We start from the raw sequence: 17,904 nt of genomic DNA, 5'->3' as shown, positions 1-17,904 counted from the left end.
CCCGGGGCCCGGTCGGTGCACAGACTCCCGGTCGTGGGGAACTCCCCGTCTCCCCCGCCTGTCGGGCGTGGACGGCCCGCGGGGTTTGTCCCGCGTATCGGGACATGGTCCCGCTGAGCGGGGCGTCTTCCCCCGCCTCGCAAAAGTTGCGCGGTAAGATCTGGCAATGGGGTTCAACTTCTGCGTTTTGGCCTGGCCCGCCATGCGATCTAGTAGACATAACACTTGGTTTTCGTCGACTGTGGCCGTCGACTTTACCGTTTATCCCCTCTCGCCGACCGCTGCCAGGGCCTCCGCCCGCAGATTCTGACAGGCAACGGGGACGTTAGCGTGTCAAGATATGCGTTTCGTTCCACCCACAGTGACGGCGTTTCGGCCGTCGAAACCTCCCCGCAGGGGAGTACAGCGGGTCTGGCGTACTGGAAAGGGCAAGCACCCGAGCCGCAACAGTGTCGATTGGCGCCGCCGGGCCGCGGGAAGGGGTGGTCGGATGGACCGGACGGACGTTTCCCAGGGCGAGGGGCTGCGCTGGCCGTGGCGTCCCGGGACCCTGTACGCGCGCGTGGTGGATTCGGTCCGCTACTACCTCCACGGCACCCAGCGGTATGGCACCCTGGTGGGGGAGATGGACGGAGAACTCGTGTTGCTGCCGGTCGACGCCCGTGCGTCGCCGGCACCCGCTCCAGGGCCCAGGCGGTCAGGAGCGGGAATCCCAGCACCACGCCCGCCGCCACCACCAAGAGGCCACGCCACTGGGCCCGGTCAGGTCGGGGCTGGCGCGTGAGCCACAGGGCGGCCGCAGCCAGCACGGCGGCGATCAGTGCCCGCCCCGGCCCGTCCACTGCCGGGTGGAAAGCCGCCACGGCAGCCCGGGTCGCCGGCAGCGTGAGGCTGAACAGCACGACGCCGAGGGACCCGTACCCCATCCCGGCGACATCCGCCCGGTCGCCTGCATGTCTCCGCACCCGCTCACCCCTTCCCCGAAGGCGCGGGCACCGGCGCCTCTTCATAACCCGGACCGGCGTGCAGCACGCGCCACTCGCCGCCGTGCCGGGCCATGGCGACCAGCTGGAGCGTGGTATACCCGTTGGGTTTGCCCAGGCCTACCGTCACGATCACCTGCGCCCGCCGATGCGGGGCGGCGTCGGTGACCGTGGCGCCTCCGCCGTACCGGTACGTCCGGTACATGGCCACGAGTTCTTCCGCCGTCTGATCGGCGTCGGGATGGAGGAGCGATCGGACCGTGCCGACGTCGCCGTCCGCCACCGCCCGCCAGAACCGGGCCGCGGTCTCCCGGGCACGGGCCTGGGGGCCGTTCACGCTCCACCGGGCCCAGGCTACGGTCAGAACCACGCCGACGAGCAGCGGCGGACGAGCCACCCGCCAACCCGGGCGGCCCGGACCCCGTCTCACGTGTACAACCCCCCTCCTTCCCCGTCTCCGTGTGCCTGAGCCGACCTACGGGAGCACCGTCTCGATCCGCCAAGGCCGGGCCGTGGCATCCGGCCACAGGTCGACTGCCTGGCCGGTCCGGGTGTCGACCGCCAACAGGCGGCGCTCCGCCTGCGGGGAGAGGCCGTCCTGTGCCACGGCGTACACGAACCGCCCGTCCGTGCCCGCCGCCACGCTGAAGACCTCCTTTCCCGCCAGCCACTGGGCGCGCACCTGACCCGTCGCCGGATCGATGGCCCACAGGCCGTCCCCTTGCAGCAGGCCCGAGCGACCTTCGCGGAAGGCCACCACGTAGAGAACGCTGCCGTCCGGGGCCATCGCCACCCCGGGGAAGAGCGCCCGCTTGGCCTCCGCCACGGAAGCGGCGAGCCCGAGCCGGCGGGCTACCTCCGCCAGCACCGAGAGACCGGCGCGGACGCTCGCCGAACGGGCCGCCCGGGTGTCGCCCGCCGGCGCCCAGGCCAGGGTCCGCTCCAGGTTCCACGCGGCGGTGTCGATCACCGCCAGCTGCCGCAGGCCGCCGGAGGCCGCGTAGAGCTTGCGGCCGTCGGGCGAGAGGGCGATGGAGTAGACCATGAGGCCCTCGTCGGACTGCAGGTCCTCGGGCACCGGCAGGGGCAGGTCCGGACCGATCGCCAGCGCGTCCAGGTCGATCCGCCGCACGAACACCTTGGCGTCGGGGCCCTCCAGCCGCCGGACGCCCAGGTTGAGATACAGTGCGTAGAGGCGCCGTCCGTCGGGGGCCACCACGATCTGCCACGGCACGCCGAAGCCGGCGTGGGGCCCCTTTTCCCACCCGCCGCGGGCCGGGCCCCGCAGCCTGCCCGTGCCCGGGTCGAGGGCCCACAGCTCCACCCGTTCGGGCGGGTCGTTCGCCGACCCGCCGACGGTCTTGGCCAGGTACACCCCGCGGTCGCCGGTCGCCGCGATGGGGTTGAACCGCCCCTCGAGCCGGTGGGAGACGACGGGCTCGCCGGATGGCATTCGCTCGGCCTCCAGCACGGTCGTGGGGACGTTCCCGTCCTCCCACCGGAACCGGTAGAGAACCGCCTCGCCGTCACTCAGCTGTGCCACCAGAGCGGCCGGCTGGACGCCGGCGATCGGGCGCCGCTCACCCGATCCGGTGACCGCCCACAGGCCGTCCTCCGCAGAGACCAGAAGCGTGTCCTCCGGCCGCTCCGCCGCTATCGCGCTGGTAGGCGCCGGGTCGGTCGGCCCGACCCCGCGGCGGCCGGCCGTGCACGCGGGCAGCATGACGGCCAGCACGAGGGCTGTGACCAGGCTCGTGGATCGCTGGCGACGCACGCTGTCCCTCCTTCCGCAGCACAGTGGCCATCTCAGCCCCTGTCCCGCCTCCCGCCGCCCGGGACCCGGGCCGGCTTCCTGGGTGGCCCCGTGCACCGCCGTCCGGGCTGCTCCGACGGCGCTCGTTCCGCCGGCACGACGGGACCCGTCGCCTCCCCCACGCGAACGACCGGTGGCACCTGGGAGCGTCCACCCCCTGGAGGGCGGAGGGCCCCCTGGACGGTGAATCCGGCAAGCGCGTCGAATCCAACCGTCGGGGCTCGCGGCTATCCGTCAGGCCGCCCGGGGCAGGACCGCCGGCCGCGCAAACCCCCCGTCTGTAGCCCCGGGTGTCGAAGATTCGGGACCGTGCAAGGATATGACGGCCCCGGTGGCGGTCGGGGTTCCCCCTCCCCCGTTACCCGCACGGCAAGTGCTACGGGTGGGCCGCGTCCCCCTGAAGCCAGAGAACGGCACACGAGGTGAGCCGATGACGCCCAGAATGCGACTCCTGGCTCCTGCGGCCGTCGTGCTCCTCGCGGCGATCGCCATCGACTTCGCCCGGGCCCAGGTCGCCCGCAGGCAGCTGCTACGCACGGTGCGGGAAGCCGCAGTGGCAGCGGCCGGAGGCTACACGGCGGAAGTCGTCGTCACCCTGACGCAGCGCTGCGGCGACGTGGAGACGTCGGCCCAACACGTGCTGCTCGAGCACGACCTGAACCCGGCCCGGATGGGCCAGCTCCTCAACACCCGCTGCGTTCCGACGGCCGCAACCGCCGAGGCCAGGCGGCTGGTGCCGACGGCTGCGCTCTCGCTCGGCTTCCCGAAACGGGGCGCCTATCGCGTGACCGACGTCAGGGTCGCCACCCCGTCCGGCACGCGACCCACCGCCACCGTGAGCATCGAGGCCCGTGCGGGCTGGCTCCGGTGGCCCATCCGTGTCGAAGCCACAGCACCGGTTCCTCCCCCGGATCCGACTCGGATCGCCGAGGCTCTCCGGCAGGCCGTCGAGGCCGCAGGAGCCAGCCGCGCCACCCAGTGAGGGAGGAGCAGGGTCACATCCGGGTCAACGGTCAGAACCCCGCCTGGCTGACTTCCTGAGCCGGCCGTCCAGGAGGCTTTGCCCGCCGCAGGTCGAACACTACTACGATGCGGCCCCATGGCGCCGTCACATCCGGCACCCGGCGGAGGCGAAGGGAGACAGGCATGCGGCTGATCGTCGGCATCAGCGGGGCGAGCGGGGTCATCTACGGCGTCCGGCTCCTGGAGGTCGCGCGGGAGCTGGGTGTGGAGACCCACCTCATCGCGACCGGCTGGGCGCGGCGGACGATCGAGCACGAACTCGGCCGCCCGGCCGCCGAGGTCACCGCCCTGGCGACGGCCTCCTACCACCCTTCGGACCTCAGCAGCCCGGTGGCCAGCGGCTCCTTCCAGACGGCCGGCATGGTGGTCCTCCCGTGCAGCATGAAGACCCTGGGTGCCCTGGCCGCCGGCTACACCGCCGACCTCCTCACCCGCGCCGCCGACGTCTGCCTGAAGGAGCGCCGCACCCTCGTGCTGTGCCCCCGGGAGACACCGCTCCACGCCATCCACCTGGAGAACATGCTACGGCTGAGCCGGGCCGGGGCGATCATCATGCCGCCCGTCCCGGCGTTCTACGACCGGCCCCGGACCCTCCAGGACGTGGTCGACCACTTCGTCGGCCGGGTCCTGGACCATTTCGGCATTCGCAGCGGCCTGTACGCCGAGTGGCAGGGCATGGGCCCTGAGGCCGTGGACGAGCCGTGAAGGGCCCGGCACCCGTCCCCGCACCCCATCCCTGACGGGGGACCCGACCGTGCAGCCTTTCTCCCTCGACCCGACCAGCCCCGTGCCGCTCACCCTGCAGTTGAAGGAACAGCTCCGCCTCCAGATCCGCCTCGGCCTCCTGCGCCCCGGGGCCCGCCTGCCCGGGCTGAGGGAGCTCGCGCGCCGCACGGGCCTCAACCGCAACACGGTGATCCACGCCATCGCCGAGCTCGAGGCGGAGGGATACGTCCACAGCGAGCACGGCCGGGGCATCTTCGTGGCCGACCGCCCCCCCGGCCCCGCCGGCAGCACCCTGCGCGCCGCCCTGGAGTTCGGCCGGGAGCGCGCCGCCGCGCTCGGGGTGGCGCCGGCCGAGCTCGGCCTCGCCCTCCTCGCGTACGGCCAGCTCGTCGAGCGGCGCACCACGCGCCCCGAGCGGGTCCTGGTGGTCGGCGGCCACCGCCGCGTGGTCGAGGCGCTGCGGGCCGAACTGGAAGCCGCCCTGCCGGTCTACGCCGACACGGCGCTGAGCGACGACCTGCCGCCGCCCCCCGTCCTCACGCGCTACCGGGCGGTGGTTGCGACCCTCTTCCACGCCGCGGAGGCGGCCCAGTCCCTCGCCCGGCTCGGGCTGGCCGTGCCGGTGATCGCCGCGGCGGGGCCCGAGGTCCGCTCGGCCTGGGAGCGGCTGCGAACGTTGCCGGCGGCGACGCGGGTGGTGCTCCTCGCCGCCGACTGGGTGCAGGCCGGCCGCGTCCGCCGCAGCCTGACGGCGGCCGGCCTGGAGCACCTCGACATCGACGTGCGGGCCGGGCGGGCAGACCACGCCCTGCGAGGTCCCGCCGGCGCGATCCTGCAGGCGGCGTCCCGCTCCGCCCTGCCGGCGCCGGCCGCGCCCGACGGGGTCCTGGTGGTGACCGAGCCCGCCGCCCTCAGCCCGGACGTGACGAACGAACTCCGGGAAGCCGTGGGCGCGCCCTCCCGTCCGGCGCGCCCACCTGTCTCGCCCTGGTTCTGATCCGCCGCTTGGGGGCCTAGCGTGTCCCGGAGGTCGGCGCGGGCGCCTCCGGCGCCGCCCGGCCTGGCCGCGCCGGTCCGGGAGCCCCGGCGGTCGCCGGGACGTAACCCGTGAACGGCCAGCCCTCGGCAGTTCGTCCCACGAAGCGGTAGTACGGCTGAGCCACCAGGTCTTCCCCGGCCTCGACGGCCTCCGGCCGCCCGTACACCAGCTTCACGGCCGTGAGGGTGACGGGGCCCTGGGCGGCGATCGGCAGGCCGTTCAGCTCCTGCGCCGCCTCTTCGACCGACTTGAGAGGGACGATCGCCAGCCGCTCCGCCCGGATCGGCTGCAGGCGGACCTGCAGCACCTGCCCCCACGGCGCCACGACCGCCCGGTCGGGCGCGCCGAGGAGGACGTACCCGCCCGGCAGCTGCCCGGGCCATTCGAGCCACAGCGCATCGGGGATACCCCGGTCAGGGAACGTGGCCCGCCGGACCGTGGCGTCGCCCGCCGGCGCGATCAGGCCGGACCGGGCGAAGAAGGCTTCCACGGCCGCGCGGGCTTCGGCCTCGCCGGCCTGCCGGGCGTCACCGGGAGGGGACGGGCGCTCCTCGTAGACCAGCTCCCCGGCGGCCGTGGCCCGCAGGCGCCGGGAACCGTCGGGGGACGAGGCGACCCGCTCTCCTGGCCCGCCCACGCCCGGAGCGCCGAGGTCCAGAGCCTGCGCGACCGCCGCCAGGCGCTCGGCCGGCCAGCCCACGGGCAGGAGCCGGAACACGGGTGGGTTGCTGTGCGGGACATCGAGGACCTGCAGGTCCAGGTCGACGTGCGCGAGCCCCGCAACCGGCTGCGCGCCCGGGGGGACCTGGACCCCGTCGTCGACCGGCACGAAGCGGGGCACGGGCAGGACGAGCTCGGTGCCCGCCGGCGCGTAGCTGGCGATCCCGGTCTGGGCCAGCACTCCCGCCAGCCCACGCCCGCCTCCGCCGCCCGGGTCGGGAGCCGCCGGGCCTCCGGGCATCCCCGCGCCGCCGGAACCGCTCCCGCTGCCCGGCGCGGGCTCCCGGCCGGGTGGGGCCGGCAGGTCTTGCGTAGCTGCGGTCCCGCTGACGATCTGGGCCGCGGGGGTGAGGGGCCGCGCGCGCCGCCAGAGAGGCAACCCGTCCGCACGGAGGGCGGCCGACACCACCGCCGCCGCGGCCGCCGCTGGCAGCACGAGCCCGAGCCAGAGGCGCAGCCGTCCACGCCTGCCCGCTCGGCCGGCCCCGACCACGCCACCGGGTTCAGCCACCGGCAGCACACGGGCCGGTTCCGCCTCCCCAGGGCCCCCGGCCTCCCCGGCGCCGGTCGCCCCTCCGGCGAGGATCCTGCCGGCCTCGGCCACCAGGCGGGCGCGCAGCGCGGCCACGAATTCCGGGCGCGCCTCGACGGGGGCGGCCAGCGCGGCGGTCAGCTGCCGTCCTGCGGCCAGCAGCGCCTCCCGCTCCGCCTCCCCGTCCGCATGCTCCAGCACGAGCTGGTACACGTCCTCGGGCAGGGCTCCGAAGGCTCCGGGCTGCGTCACGACCGCACCCCCCTTTCCTCCAGCTTCGCCCGCAGGCTGTGCAGGGCCCGGAACATCAGGGCCTTGACGGCCCCCTCCGTCTTCCCCCGCAGCCCGGCGATCTCCTTGAGCCGGAACCCCTGTTGGAACCGCAGCAGCACCACGTCCTGCTGTTCCGGGGTCAGCTCCGCCAGCGCCCGGAGGATGGCCTCCCGCCGGTCCTCCCGGAGCGCCGCCTCCTCCGGCCCCGGGGCGCCGTCCGGGACCGGCAGCCGGTCGGTGAGCGTCTCTACCCCACGGCTGCGGCGGAAATGGTCCGTGACCACGTTGGTGGCGATCCGGAACAGCCACGCCGAGAAGGGCTGGCCGGTGTACTGGTACTGCCCGATGCTCCGCAGGACCTTCAAGAACGTCTCGGACGTGAGGTCCTCCGCGGTCGCCTGGTCCCCTGCGCGCCGGTAGATGAACGAGTAGATTCGCGGAAAGTAAATATCATAAAGTTGTCCGAAGGCTTCCGGATCGCGTTTCGCCCGCTCGACCAGGGCCTGCTCCGACAGCTCCGGGGCGGACACGGCCATCCCCCCTGTGGGCGGCCCACCCTTGTAACGGCCGGCCGCCGGATCCGGTTACGCAGGCGGCAGGGCCTGTCCCTTACATTACGCCACCCGCGCCGGCCCTTCCTTTGCGGGCTCGCCCGGGCCCTGGTAGACTTGGCGTAGAGGCGCGTGGCTCACACCGCCGAGCAGCGCGGGGAGGGATCACCTTGGCAGAGCCCGGCCGCAGCGTGGACGAGCGGCGCACGGCGGTGATCCGGCGCCGGTACAACCGCAACGCGATCTTCTACGACGCGATGGACCGGGCGATCCGCGAGGAGTGGCGCCGGTCGGTCGTGGGCCAGGCTTTCGGCAAGGTGCTGGAGGTCGGCGTGGGGACGGGGAAGAACCTGCCTTACTACGACCCGGGCCGGGTGACCGAACTGACGGCCATCGACTTCAGCCCGGCCATGCTCGCCCGGGCCCGCCGGCGCGCACACCTGTGCCCGGTGCCGGTGACCCTCCTGGAGATGGACGCACAGCGCATGGGCTTCCCGGATCACACCTTCGACTCCGCCGTCGCCACGTGCGTCTTCTGCTCGGTCCCCGACCCCGTCCTGGGCCTGCGGGAGATCCGCCGGGTACTGAAGCCGGGCGGCATGGCCTTCTTCCTGGAGCACGTCCGAATCGACGCGCCCGTCATCGGGACGCTCATGGACCTGCTCAACCCGATCAGCGTCGGCCTCACGGGGGTGAACATCAACCGCCGGACGGTGGAGAACATCCGCCGGGCCGGGTTCGAGATCGTCAAGGAGGAAAACGTGTCCGGCCGCCTCGTGAAGCGGATCACCGCCCGGGCGTGACCGGGGGCGGCCAGGAACCGCTGCCCCACCCGTCGAACCCCCGTGGGGAGCCAGTTCGCCATCGAGAGGAGGCCCCACCATGTCCCTGCCCCCGCGGATGCGGGCGCTCGCCCCGGAGGAAGTCGACCCCGCCGCCCGCCCGGTCTTCGACCGCTTCCTGCAGGAGCGCGGCAACATCCCCAACCTCTTCCGCACCCTGGCCCGGCGGCCCGAGATCATGACGGCGTACGCCAACCTGCTGCACGCCGTCACCTACACGGGCACGGTGGACGTGCAGCTCAAGGAGCTGTGCATCCTGCGGGTCTCGCAGATCAACGACAGCGCCTACTGACAGGCCTCCCACAGCGCCTTGGCAAGGCGCGCCGGAGCTTCCGAAGAACGGCTGGCGGACCTGGCGCTCTGGAAGCTCAGCCCGGCCTTCTCCGACCGCGAGAAGACGGCCCTCGAGCTGGCCGAGCGCATGACCCGCAACGAACCCGTCGACGACGAGCTGTGGAGCCGCCTCACCGCCCACTTCGACGAGGGGCAGATCATCGAGCTCGTCGCGGCCGTCGGGGCCTTCAACGCCTTCAACCGCATGTCCGTGGCCCTGCGGGTGGAGGTCACCCGCTGAGCGGCTCAGGAAGCGAGGCGCCCACGCCACCCCGGCCTGGGCGCCTCGCGGATTCACACGGACCGGCCTGGGCCCGGCTGGCCTAACCCAGCCGCTGCCGCACGAGCTCCGGCACCTCCCACGGCAGGGAGGCGACGCTGGCGCCGGCGGCGGTGAGGGCGTCGACCTTCGACTGGAACGTGCCCCGGTTCCCCTCGATGATCGCCCCGGCGTGCCCCATGCGCTTGCCGGGCGGGGCGGCCTTGCCGGCGAGGAAGGCGACGACGGGCTTGGACATCGTCTTGATGTACTCGGCGGCCACTTCCTCCTGGATCCCGCCGATCTCGCCGACCATGACGACGACCTTCGTCTCCGGGTCAGCCTCGAAGAGCTTCAGGGCCTCGACGAAGTTCGTGCCGATCACCCGGTCCCCGCCCATGCCGATCACCGTGGTCTGGCCGAGGCCGGCCCGGGTCAGGTTGTAGGCGATCTCGTACGATAGGGTGCCGGAGCGGGCGACGATGCCGACGGGCCCGGGCTTGTAGATGTGGTTCGGCATGATGCCCATCTTGCACTTGCCGGGCGAGATGATGCCGAAGCAGTTCGGCCCGATCACCCGGACGCCGTGGCGCTGGGCCAGCACCATGATCTCCATGGCGTCCTGGGTCGGGATGTGCTCCGGGATCAGGACCAGGACCTTGATCCCGGCGTCGATGGCCTCGAAGGCGGCGTCCTTGGCGAACGGGGCCGGCACGAACACCACGGAGGCGTTGGCGCCGTACTTCTCCACGGCCTCGTGCACCGTGGCGACCACGGGCACCCCGTGGACTTCCTGCCCCGCCTTGTCGAAGTTGACGCCGGCGACGACCCGGGTGCCGAAGGCCAGCATCTGCCCGGTGTGGAACGACCCCTGGTTCCCGGTGATGCCCTGGACGACGACCCGGGTGTTCTCGTCGATGATCACCGCCATGCCCGCTCAAGCCCCCTTGCCGTAGGCCGCCTCGACCACGGCACGGGCGGCCTCGCCCATATCGGTGTAGGCGTGGATCCCGGCCTCCGCCAGGAGGCGGCGCCCTTCCTCGTCGTTCGTGCCGACGAGGCGGACCACCAGCGGCACCGGGATGCCCTCGCTCTGCTTGACCTGGATGATGGCCCGGGCGACGTCGTCGCAGCGGGTGATGCCGCCGAAGATGTTGATCAGGATCGCCTTGGGCCGGGTCTCCAGCAGGAACCGGATCGCCTGGGCGGTGGGCTCCACGCTCGCCCCGCCGCCGGCGTCGAGGAAGTTGGCCGGCCGGCCGCCGTAGTGCGAGAGCACATCGAGCGTGCCCATCGCCATGCCGGCGCCGTTGGCCATCACGGCGATGTCCCCGTCGAGCTGCACGAAGGCCAGGCCCGCCGCCTTCACCTTCCGCTCCAGCTCAGTGCCCTCCTCCACCTTCGGCAGGTCCGGGTGGCGGAAGAGGGCATCGTCTTCCACGTTCAGGCGGCTGTCCGCCGCGACGAGCCGGTCACCGACCACCGCCAGCGGGTTGATCTCCACCAGCTCGGCGTCATAGCGACGGAAAACCGTGTACATGTTCGTGAGGATCTGGGCGAACTGCTTCGCCAGGCTACCGGAAAGCCCCAGCCGCCTGGCGACCTCCCGGGCGTGGAAGGGCAGGAGCCCCGTCGTGATGTCGACGTTCCGCTTGACGATGTGCTCCTCCGGCACCTCCTCGATGTTCACGCCACCGTGGGCGGAGGCGATGACGAGGGGCTGCCGGGTCTGGCCGTCGACGGTGATGGAGAGGTAGAGCTCCCGGTCGATGTTGAGTTGCTGCTCGACCCACACCTTCTCCACGACGTAGCCCTTCAGATTCATGCCGAGGATCTCGGCGGCGCGCTGCCGGGCCTCCTCGGGCGTGCTGGCCAGCTTGATGCCCCCGGCCTTGCCCCGGCCGCCGACCAGCACCTGGGCCTTCACCGCGCACGGCCCGATCTCCCGGGCGGCGGCTTCGGCCTCCTCCGGCGTGGTCGCCAGCCTGCCCTTCGGGGTCGGGACACCCGCCTCGGCCAGGAAGGACTTGGCGAGGTACTCGTAGAGCTTCATCCCTACACCTCCAGCTGCTGCGGCGCCCGTCCCCGGCCGGGGGCGGCGCGTCCTTTCCGATTGTAACAGACAGACTCTGAGCGTGAAACCCTGTCCGGGGGCGGCCCGGGCCGTGCCGGGCCGCGATGCGGAACGCCGTTCCGGTGGTCGGCCGGACCGGACCCGGCAACCCGCCCCCTCCTTCGCCGTGGCCATCCGTCCGTCTTGCCTCTCAGGATTCGCCACCCAGGGCGGCGGCCCCTCGCGGCCGGGAAACCGTCGGTCGGTATGTGAAGGAGTTCACGTTCACACACGCGAAGGATACGGTGGAGGCGGTCACCTCCAAATCCACGCACGACCGAGGGAGGTCTACGTATGGCAGCACCGGCAGTTCCGAAGGAGCCCCCGCGTGCCGGCAGCGGGCTGTCGCCCGCCTGGAGGGCAGCGATCCCCGTCGCCGTCGCCCTCGTCCTCTGGTTCCTGCCCCCCTTCTGGGGTCTCAAGCCCGGCGCCATGCACATGATCGGTCTCTTCGTAGGCACGATCCTGGGTCTCATCCTGCAGCCCCTGCCACAGGGCGCCGTCGTCCTCTTGGGCGTCGCCCTGACGGCCCTGACGGGTACCCTGTCCGTCGGCGACTCCCTGAACGGCTTCGCCAACAGCACGGTGTGGCTCATCGTCTCCGCCTTCCTGTTCGCCCGGGGCTTCATCAAGACCGGGCTCGGCCGGCGCATCGCCTACCTGATGATCCGTTCCTTCGGCAAGAGCACGCTCGGCCTATCGTACGCCATCGCGGCCAGCGACCTCATCATCGCCCCGGCCACGCCGTCGAACACGGCCCGGGCGGGCGGCATCCTCTTCCCGATCGTGCGCAGCCTGGCAGCCAGCTTCGGGTCGGAACCGGGTCCGACCGCCCGCAAGGCCGGCGCCTTCCTCATGCTGACGGAGTACCAGGTGAACCTCGTCACGTCGGCGATGTTCCTGACCTCGGTCGCGCCGGCGCCGCTCGTCGCCGAGCTGGCCCGGAAGAACTTCAACGTCGAGATCACCTGGCTCGGCTGGGCGGCAGCCGCCATCGTCCCCGGCCTCGTGTCGCTGCTCTTGATCCCCTACCTCCTCTACCGCCTGTACCCCCCGGAGGTGAAGCAGTCGCCGGACGCGCCGCGTACCGCGGCCATCGAACTCGAGCGCATGGGGCCCATGAGCGGCGGCGAGAAGGCCATGCTGGCGGTCTTCCTCCTCACCCTCGTGCTGTGGGCGACCGGCCAGTGGAACGGCCTCCACGAGACGGCCATCGCGCTGGGCGGCGTCGCGGCCCTCATCGTCCTCGGGGTCATCACCTGGAAGGACGTGCTGGGCGAGACCGGCGGCTGGGACGCCCTGGTCTGGTTCGGCGGGCTCGTCTCGCTGGCGAACGGCCTCAGCAAGTGGGGCGTGATCAAGGCGCTGGCCGGCTCGGTCCAGGCCAGCCTCGGCAGCGTCGGCAGCTGGGTCCTGGTGCTCTTCCTGGTCATCGTGCTCTACCTCTACCTCCACTACTTCATCGCCAGCATGACCGCGCACGTCACGGCCTTCTTCGTGCCGCTGGCGGCCGTCGCCATCGCCCTCGGGGCGCCGGCCTACCTCGTGGCGATCTCCCTGGGCGTGTTCTCGAGCCTGAACGCCTCGCTGACGCACTACGGCACCGGTCCGGCACCAATCTACTTCGGCGCCGGGTACGTGGACCAGGCCACGTGGTGGAAGTATGGCTTCCTCCTGTCGCTGGTGAACCTCGCCGTCTGGGTCGGGCTCGGCGGACTCTGGTGGAAGGTGATCGGGATCTGGTGAGTTCCGGACGCGGCGAGGCCGCCCCCGCACCTGCGGCGGGCAGCCTCCCGCCTCTTGCCGCCGGCCTGACGGACAGGGCGGCGCCCTAGGCCAGCTTCCAGGCCTTCTGCCCTTCGGCGTACTGGTCGCCGCCGTAGATGTCGTGGATGCAGACGGTGGGGAAGTCGACGACCTGCAGCTCCCGGATCGCCTCCGGCCCCAGGTCCTCGTAGGCGATGACCCGGGCCGCCTTGATCTGCCGGGCCAGGAGTGCCCCCGCGCCGCCCGTGCTCACGAGGTACAGGCTCCTGTACTGTACGAGCGCCTTCTTGACCTCCTCGCTCCGGTACCCCTTGCCGATCACCGCCTTGACACCCTGCGCCAGGACGGCCGGGGTGTACTTGTCCATGCGGACGGAGGTGGTGGGCCCGGCGGAGCCGATCACCTGGCCGGGCTTGGGGGGCGTCGGCCCCACGTAGTAGATCACCGCGCCCTTGGGGTCGAAGGGCAGGGGCTCGCCGCGCTCCAGCGACTCGACCATCCGCTTGTGGGCGGCGTCGCGGGCGGTGTAGATGATGCCGGTGATGAGCACCCGGTCCCCGGCACGGATGGCCGCCACGGCCTCGTCGCTCAGGGGGGCGGTCACGCGGTGCACGCGCTGCTCTGCCATGGCAGGAGCCTCCTCACAGGACGGTGTGCTTGTGCCGGTGGCTGTGGCACTCGATGTTCACCGCGACCGGCAGGGCCGTGATGTGGCAGCCCATGGTCTCGATGTGGACCGCCAGCGCCGTGACCCGGCCGCCCAGGCCCATGGGGCCCACGCCGAGCTTGTTGATCTCGGTCAAGAGCTCCTGCTCCCGGGCGGCCCACTCGGGGTCGGGGCTGGGCTGCCCCACGGGGCGCAGGAGCGAGCGCTTGGCGAGGTAGCCCACCTTGTCGAACGTGCCGCCCACCCCCACGCCGACGATGAGAGGCGGACAGGCGTTGGGGCCGGCGTTCGCCACCGTGTCGATGACGAACTTCTTCACGCCCTCCCACCCGTCGGACGGCTTCAGCATCGCCAGCCGGCTCATGTTCTCCGAGCCGCCGCCCTTGCAGTCGACGGCGATGTGGACCTTGTCGCCGGGCACCAGGTCAATGTGGATCATCGCCGGCGTGTTGTCCCCCGTGTTCTTCCGGCGCAGGGGGTCGTCGAGCATGGACTTCCGCAGGTAGCCCTCCGTGTACCCCTTGGCGACACCCCGGTTGATGGCTTCCTTCAGGTCGCCGCCCACCAGGTGCACGTCCTGGCCGACCTCGATGAAGACCACGGCAGCGCCCGTGTCCTGGCACATGGGCACCGACTCGGTCTCGGCGATCGTGTAGTTCTCGACGAGCTCCTCGAGGATCGCCCGGCCCACGGCCGACTCCTCGCGCTGCCGGGCCTGGGCCAGGGCGAGCTTGACGTCCTCGGAGAGGACGAAGTTCGCCTCCTGGACCAGGCGGGCGACGGCGTCGGTGATCTGGTCCACGTGCAGCTCCCGAACGGCCAACGCTTCCGCCTCCTCCGGATCAGGACATGGTGGGATGGTCAAGGTCCAGACCCTAGCGTATCAAACCGTTCGCGGCGTGTCATGGGCTCCGCGCAGGGTGTGACGTGATCGACGCGGGGTACCGCCGTCGACCTGACGCGGTTGCCGCGAACATCCATGTGGGGGCCGGCCGCGCCCGATCGAACCGCGGGAACTGCACCTCACCCGCGCAACAAGTTCACCGAGGCTCGGAAGGCCTCCCACACTCCTGGGTACCCGAGTGTGCCCACGTGTGTCTATACAATTACCATTCATACAATTACCATTCTATTGCATGAATACCGATTTCATAGTACGCTAAGAGGCGCTGGGCCCGTCCTTTCCGGACGAGCCCCATGTGCGAGTCACAAGGGGGAATGCGGGATGCCCGTGCGCCGACCTACAGCGGAGGAACTGGAGCGCATCGCGCGGCTGTACCACTTCGAGATCACGCCGGAGGAGGCGGAGGTGTACCGGGCGGCCATCGACGCAACGCTCCAGTCGTACGACCGGCTGGACCAGTTCGCCGAACCCAAGCTGCCGGTCGCCTACCCGCGCGATCCCGGCCGCCGCCCGGCGCCGGAGGAGAATCCCACGGGCGGCTGGGCGTGGCGGTGCTCCATCAAGGGGCGCGAGGGAGGACCCCTGTCAGGCAAGCGGATCGCCATCAAGGACAACGTCGCGGTGGCCGGCGTACCGATGATGAACGGCTCCGCGCTGCTGGAGGGCTTCATCCCGGACGTCGACGCCGTGATCGTCCGCAGGATCCTGGACGCCGGCGGCGAGATCGTCGGCAAGGCCACGTGCGAGGACCTGTGCTTTTCCGGCGGGTCCCACACCTCCCACCCCTGGCCCGTCCGCAATCCCCGCAATCCCGAGTACATGGCCGGCGGATCGTCCAGCGGCAGCGCCGCTCTGGTGGCGGCAGGGGAGTGCGACATGGCGATCGGCGGGGACCAGGGCGGGTCGATCCGCATCCCCAGCTCGTGGTGCGGCATCTTCGGCCTCAAGCCCACTTACGGCCTCGTCCCCTACACCGGCGTCTTCCCGATCGAACTCTCCCTCGACCACACCGGCCCCATGGCCGCAACCGTGCGGGACGTCGCGCTGCTCCTGGAGGTCATCGCCGGACGGGACGGGCTCGACCCCCGCCAGGCGCGTACACCCACCGACTTGCCGCGCTACACGCGAGCGCTGGAACAGGGCGTCCGGGGTCTTCGCATCGGGGTCGTGCGGGAGGGCTTCGCCTGGCCGAACGCCTCCGAGCCCGACGTCGACGAGGCCGTGCGGGAGGCCGCGGCCCGGTTCGAGAATCTGGGGGCAAGCGTGGAGGAGGTCTCGATCCCCCTCCACCACGAAGGCATCCACATCTGGAACGCCATCGCGGTCGAGGGCGCCTGGAGCATCATGGTGCGTGACGAGGGGATGGGGCACGGTTGGATCGGGTACTACGACACCCACGTGATGGAGTTCTACGGCCGGTCCCGACGGGTACGGGCGAACGACTTCTCGCACACGGTGAAGATTGTCACCCTGCTCGGCCACTACATGAGTGACCGCTACCACGGGCGGTACTACGCCCGGGCACAGAACCTCCGGCGCGCCTTGACGGCCGCCTACGACGAGGCTCTGCGGCACGTGGACCTTCTCGTGATGCCCACCACGCCGCAGAAGGCCATGCGCCTCAACGCGTCACCCGATCTGGCAGAGTACCTGACCATGGCCCTCCACATGATTCACAACACGTGCCCGTTCGACGTGAGCGGTCACCCGGCCATGAACGTCCCCTGCGGAGACTCGGGCGGGCTGCCCGTCGGGATGATGCTCGTGGGCCGCCACTTCGAGGAAGAAACGATTCTTCGGGCCGCTCACGCCTTCGAACAGAGCGCGTAGTGACCGGGTAGTCCGACCGCTCAAGTAGACGGGGCATGGAGCAAGGGGATGAAGGGCGGTGCCGGGGCAAGCCGTGACGGTGGCCGGGGGATGTCACCCCCGGTCTTGTCGTCGGCTCGGTCGGCAGGGAGTGCACGGCGCGCTGCTCGTCCTCTCCCCGGCTACGTGCCGGCATACGGGAAGCTTTCGCCGCCCCGGCGGGGAGCGACGATGTTGAGCATGACCGCCCCGGTAGGGCCGGCCCTCGCGCTGTGTGGCACCCCGCCGGGCACGAACGCCTCGTCCCCCCGGCCGAGGAGGATCGTCCGGGCGCCCACGTGAAACTCGATGGTCCCCTGGAGCACGATCGCCAGCTGTTCCTCCGGGTGGTGGTGGTCTGGAAAGACGGCGCCCGGAGCAAACTCGTACCGCACCACCGTCATGTTGGCGCCGTCCCAGCGCCGGGCGACGACGCCGGGATACGGCTCCCGGGCCGCCTGCGCACTCCAATCGATGTTGCCGCCCACGGCTGGCACCTCCGGTCCTCTCGCTCCCGTGTCGACTTCCACCCGAGGGAACCGATCTCCTACTTCGGCCCGTCCCCTGCCCCGCACGGAGCCCGTCGGTGTCCCCGCACCCCGCCATTTTGCGCTACAGGGTGCAGACACCAGTCCCGAGTGGCGTGGGCGGGGACTGGCGGCGGCATCCGGGTAGAATGGACCCGCCTCCCCAGGAAGGCGCGTCGGGCGGGTCTGGCTGCAAGCCACCCCTGTCGGAAGACCGATCTACGAGGAGGGGGGATCGTTCCGAAGGCCTCCGGGATGGAGCTCATGACTTGGCCGCCTTGCATGCCCGCACGCCTGGCGCCACACCCTAACGCCGGTTCACTTCAGGAAGGGGTGGGGTGAGGGCGTGAAACCGAAGGTTGCCGTGATCTACTACAGCTCCACCGGCACGATCTACCGTCTGGCGCAGGAAGTTGTGGCAGGCGCTCAGGAGACCGGGGCCGTGGTGAAGCTCTGCAAGGTGAAGGAGCTCGCCCCGCCGGAGGCGATCAACAGCCGCCCGGACTGGAAGCGGCACCTGGACGAGACGGCGAACATCCCGGAGGCCACCCTGTCCGACCTCGAGTGGGCGGACGCCTACGCGTTCGGGACACCCACCCGGTACGGGAACGTCGCCGCCCAGCTCAAGCAGTTCCTGGACACCACGGGCCCCCTGTGGGCACAGGGCAAGCTCATGAACAAGGCGGCCACCTGCTTCACCAGCGCCCAGAACTCGCACGGCGGCCAGGAGGCTACGATCCTGGCCCTGTACCATACCCTGGCGCACTGGGGCTGCATCATCGTACCGCCCGGCTACACCGACCCGATCCAGTTCCAGGCCGGCGGCAACCCCTACGGGGTGAGCGCGACGGTACCGGAGGGCCCGGATGGCCAGATTCCCGCCCCCGTGCTCCAGGCGGCCCGCTTCCAGGGCAAGCGCCTGGCCACCGTCGCCGGGTGGATCCTGGCCGGGAGAGGTGCGGGGGTGACGGCGTAGCTGGCCGG

At 71.5% G+C, this 17,904-nt stretch carries 18 protein-coding genes; 8 read left to right on the top strand and 10 right to left on the bottom strand.

Going from position 1 to position 17,904, the window contains the following annotated elements:
- Positions 1-254: 254 nt before the first annotated feature.
- From caldi_RS17855 to caldi_RS01545, 3 genes are read right to left on the bottom strand one after another with little or no spacing between them, the layout of a single operon-like run.
- Complete coding sequence (locus caldi_RS17855) at positions 255-926, bottom strand: hypothetical protein (RefSeq protein WP_454464617.1); 672 nt, start codon at positions 924-926, stop codon at positions 255-257.
- 43 nt (positions 927-969) lie between these two features.
- Complete coding sequence (locus caldi_RS01550; protein WP_264843333.1) at positions 970-1,413, bottom strand: sigma-70 family RNA polymerase sigma factor family protein; 444 nt, start codon at positions 1,411-1,413, stop codon at positions 970-972.
- A 45-nt stretch (positions 1,414-1,458) separates the two neighbouring features.
- Positions 1,459-2,757, bottom strand: a complete 1,299-nt coding sequence (locus caldi_RS01545) for a YncE family protein (RefSeq protein WP_264843331.1) — start codon at positions 2,755-2,757, stop codon at positions 1,459-1,461.
- Between the two features lie 469 nt (positions 2,758-3,226).
- Between caldi_RS01545 and caldi_RS01540 the strand changes: the two genes are divergently transcribed.
- The 3 genes from caldi_RS01540 to caldi_RS01530 all read left to right on the top strand — a co-directional run bounded on the left by caldi_RS01540 (position 3,227) and on the right by caldi_RS01530 (position 5,542).
- Positions 3,227-3,778 carry a hypothetical protein gene (locus caldi_RS01540; protein ID WP_264843330.1) on the top strand — a complete coding sequence of 184 codons (552 nt, stop codon included), beginning with the start codon at positions 3,227-3,229 and terminating at the stop codon, positions 3,776-3,778.
- A 164-nt stretch (positions 3,779-3,942) separates the two neighbouring features.
- Positions 3,943-4,524 carry a UbiX family flavin prenyltransferase gene (locus caldi_RS01535; protein ID WP_264843329.1) on the top strand — a complete coding sequence of 194 codons (582 nt, stop codon included), beginning with the start codon at positions 3,943-3,945 and terminating at the stop codon, positions 4,522-4,524.
- A gap of 49 nt (positions 4,525-4,573) precedes the next feature.
- On the top strand, positions 4,574-5,542 hold the full coding sequence (locus tag caldi_RS01530) for a GntR family transcriptional regulator (protein ID WP_264843328.1): 969 nt from the start codon (positions 4,574-4,576) through the stop codon (positions 5,540-5,542).
- 16 nt (positions 5,543-5,558) lie between these two features.
- Here the strand turns inward: caldi_RS01530 and caldi_RS01525 are convergent, their stop codons facing one another.
- Both caldi_RS01525 and caldi_RS01520 read right to left on the bottom strand, forming a co-directional pair.
- Positions 5,559-7,088, bottom strand: coding sequence for a hypothetical protein (locus caldi_RS01525; RefSeq protein ID WP_264843327.1), 1,530 nt, complete (start codon positions 7,086-7,088; stop codon positions 5,559-5,561).
- Positions 7,085-7,639, bottom strand: coding sequence for a sigma-70 family RNA polymerase sigma factor (locus caldi_RS01520; protein ID WP_264843326.1), 555 nt, complete (start codon positions 7,637-7,639; stop codon positions 7,085-7,087). The genes caldi_RS01525 and caldi_RS01520 overlap by 4 nt, the downstream gene beginning before the upstream one ends.
- Positions 7,640-7,830: 191 nt before the next feature.
- Here caldi_RS01520 and caldi_RS01515 point away from each other — a divergent pair, with 191 nt between their 5' ends.
- The gene (locus caldi_RS01515; protein WP_264843325.1) at positions 7,831-8,463 is read left to right on the top strand and encodes a class I SAM-dependent methyltransferase; all 633 of its coding nucleotides are present in this window, start codon (positions 7,831-7,833) and stop codon (positions 8,461-8,463) included.
- A gap of 79 nt (positions 8,464-8,542) precedes the next feature.
- Positions 8,543-9,076, top strand: a complete 534-nt coding sequence (locus tag caldi_RS01505) for a carboxymuconolactone decarboxylase family protein (RefSeq protein WP_319951788.1) — start codon at positions 8,543-8,545, stop codon at positions 9,074-9,076.
- A gap of 82 nt (positions 9,077-9,158) precedes the next feature.
- On the opposite strand, the gene sucD is transcribed toward caldi_RS01505, so the two are convergent.
- Positions 9,159-10,025: a succinate--CoA ligase subunit alpha gene (gene sucD, locus caldi_RS01500; protein ID WP_264843324.1), complete on the bottom strand. Its 867-nt coding sequence runs from the start codon at positions 10,023-10,025 to the stop codon at positions 9,159-9,161.
- A gap of 6 nt (positions 10,026-10,031) precedes the next feature.
- Positions 10,032-11,147, bottom strand: coding sequence for an ADP-forming succinate--CoA ligase subunit beta (gene sucC / locus caldi_RS01495; RefSeq protein WP_264843323.1), 1,116 nt, complete (start codon positions 11,145-11,147; stop codon positions 10,032-10,034).
- A 354-nt stretch (positions 11,148-11,501) separates the two neighbouring features.
- Here sucC and caldi_RS01490 point away from each other — a divergent pair, with 354 nt between their 5' ends.
- Positions 11,502-12,953: an anion permease gene (locus caldi_RS01490; RefSeq protein ID WP_264843322.1), complete on the top strand. Its 1,452-nt coding sequence runs from the start codon at positions 11,502-11,504 to the stop codon at positions 12,951-12,953.
- An 85-nt stretch (positions 12,954-13,038) separates the two neighbouring features.
- Here the strand turns inward: caldi_RS01490 and caldi_RS01485 are convergent, their stop codons facing one another.
- Together caldi_RS01485 and caldi_RS01480 are read right to left on the bottom strand one after the other, a co-directional pair.
- The gene (locus caldi_RS01485; RefSeq protein ID WP_264843321.1) at positions 13,039-13,602 is read right to left on the bottom strand and encodes a Fe-S-containing hydro-lyase; all 564 of its coding nucleotides are present in this window, start codon (positions 13,600-13,602) and stop codon (positions 13,039-13,041) included.
- A 13-nt stretch (positions 13,603-13,615) separates the two neighbouring features.
- Positions 13,616-14,464, bottom strand: coding sequence for a fumarate hydratase (locus caldi_RS01480; protein WP_264843320.1), 849 nt, complete (start codon positions 14,462-14,464; stop codon positions 13,616-13,618).
- Positions 14,465-14,866: 402 nt separating this feature from the next.
- On the opposite strand from caldi_RS01480, the gene caldi_RS01475 reads away from it, so the two are divergent.
- On the top strand, positions 14,867-16,375 hold the full coding sequence (locus caldi_RS01475; RefSeq protein ID WP_264843319.1) for an amidase: 1,509 nt from the start codon (positions 14,867-14,869) through the stop codon (positions 16,373-16,375).
- Between the two features lie 161 nt (positions 16,376-16,536).
- Here caldi_RS01475 and caldi_RS01470 read toward each other — a convergent pair whose 3' ends face one another.
- A complete protein-coding gene (locus caldi_RS01470) occupies positions 16,537-16,881 on the bottom strand; it encodes a cupin domain-containing protein (protein WP_264843318.1) in 345 nt (114 codons plus the stop codon).
- 385 nt (positions 16,882-17,266) lie between these two features.
- On the opposite strand from caldi_RS01470, the gene wrbA reads away from it, so the two are divergent.
- A complete protein-coding gene (gene wrbA, locus caldi_RS01465) occupies positions 17,267-17,896 on the top strand; it encodes an NAD(P)H:quinone oxidoreductase (protein WP_264843317.1) in 630 nt (209 codons plus the stop codon).
- Positions 17,897-17,904 lie beyond the last annotated feature (8 nt).

The organism is Caldinitratiruptor microaerophilus, assembly GCF_025999835.1.
In the GTDB taxonomy this organism is placed as follows: Bacteria; Bacillota; Sulfobacillia; order Symbiobacteriales; family ZC4RG38; genus Caldinitratiruptor; species Caldinitratiruptor microaerophilus.
Note: the sequence above shows the minus strand (reverse complement) of the source record. Positions and strands in the feature narration are given on the sequence as shown.

Coding starts and splice junctions, on each gene's coding strand:
- caldi_RS17855 (WP_454464617.1), bottom strand. CDS start 926: ATGGGGTACGGGTCCCTCGGCGTCGTGCTGTTCAGCCTCACGCTGCCG.
- caldi_RS01540 (WP_264843330.1), top strand. CDS start 3,227: ATGACGCCCAGAATGCGACTCCTGGCTCCTGCGGCCGTCGTGCTCCTC.
- caldi_RS01535 (WP_264843329.1), top strand. CDS start 3,943: ATGCGGCTGATCGTCGGCATCAGCGGGGCGAGCGGGGTCATCTACGGC.
- sucD (WP_264843324.1), bottom strand. CDS start 10,025: ATGGCGGTGATCATCGACGAGAACACCCGGGTCGTCGTCCAGGGCATC.
- sucC (WP_264843323.1), bottom strand. CDS start 11,147: ATGAAGCTCTACGAGTACCTCGCCAAGTCCTTCCTGGCCGAGGCGGGT.
- caldi_RS01490 (WP_264843322.1), top strand. CDS start 11,502: ATGGCAGCACCGGCAGTTCCGAAGGAGCCCCCGCGTGCCGGCAGCGGG.
- caldi_RS01485 (WP_264843321.1), bottom strand. CDS start 13,602: ATGGCAGAGCAGCGCGTGCACCGCGTGACCGCCCCCCTGAGCGACGAG.
- caldi_RS01475 (WP_264843319.1), top strand. CDS start 14,867: ATGCCCGTGCGCCGACCTACAGCGGAGGAACTGGAGCGCATCGCGCGG.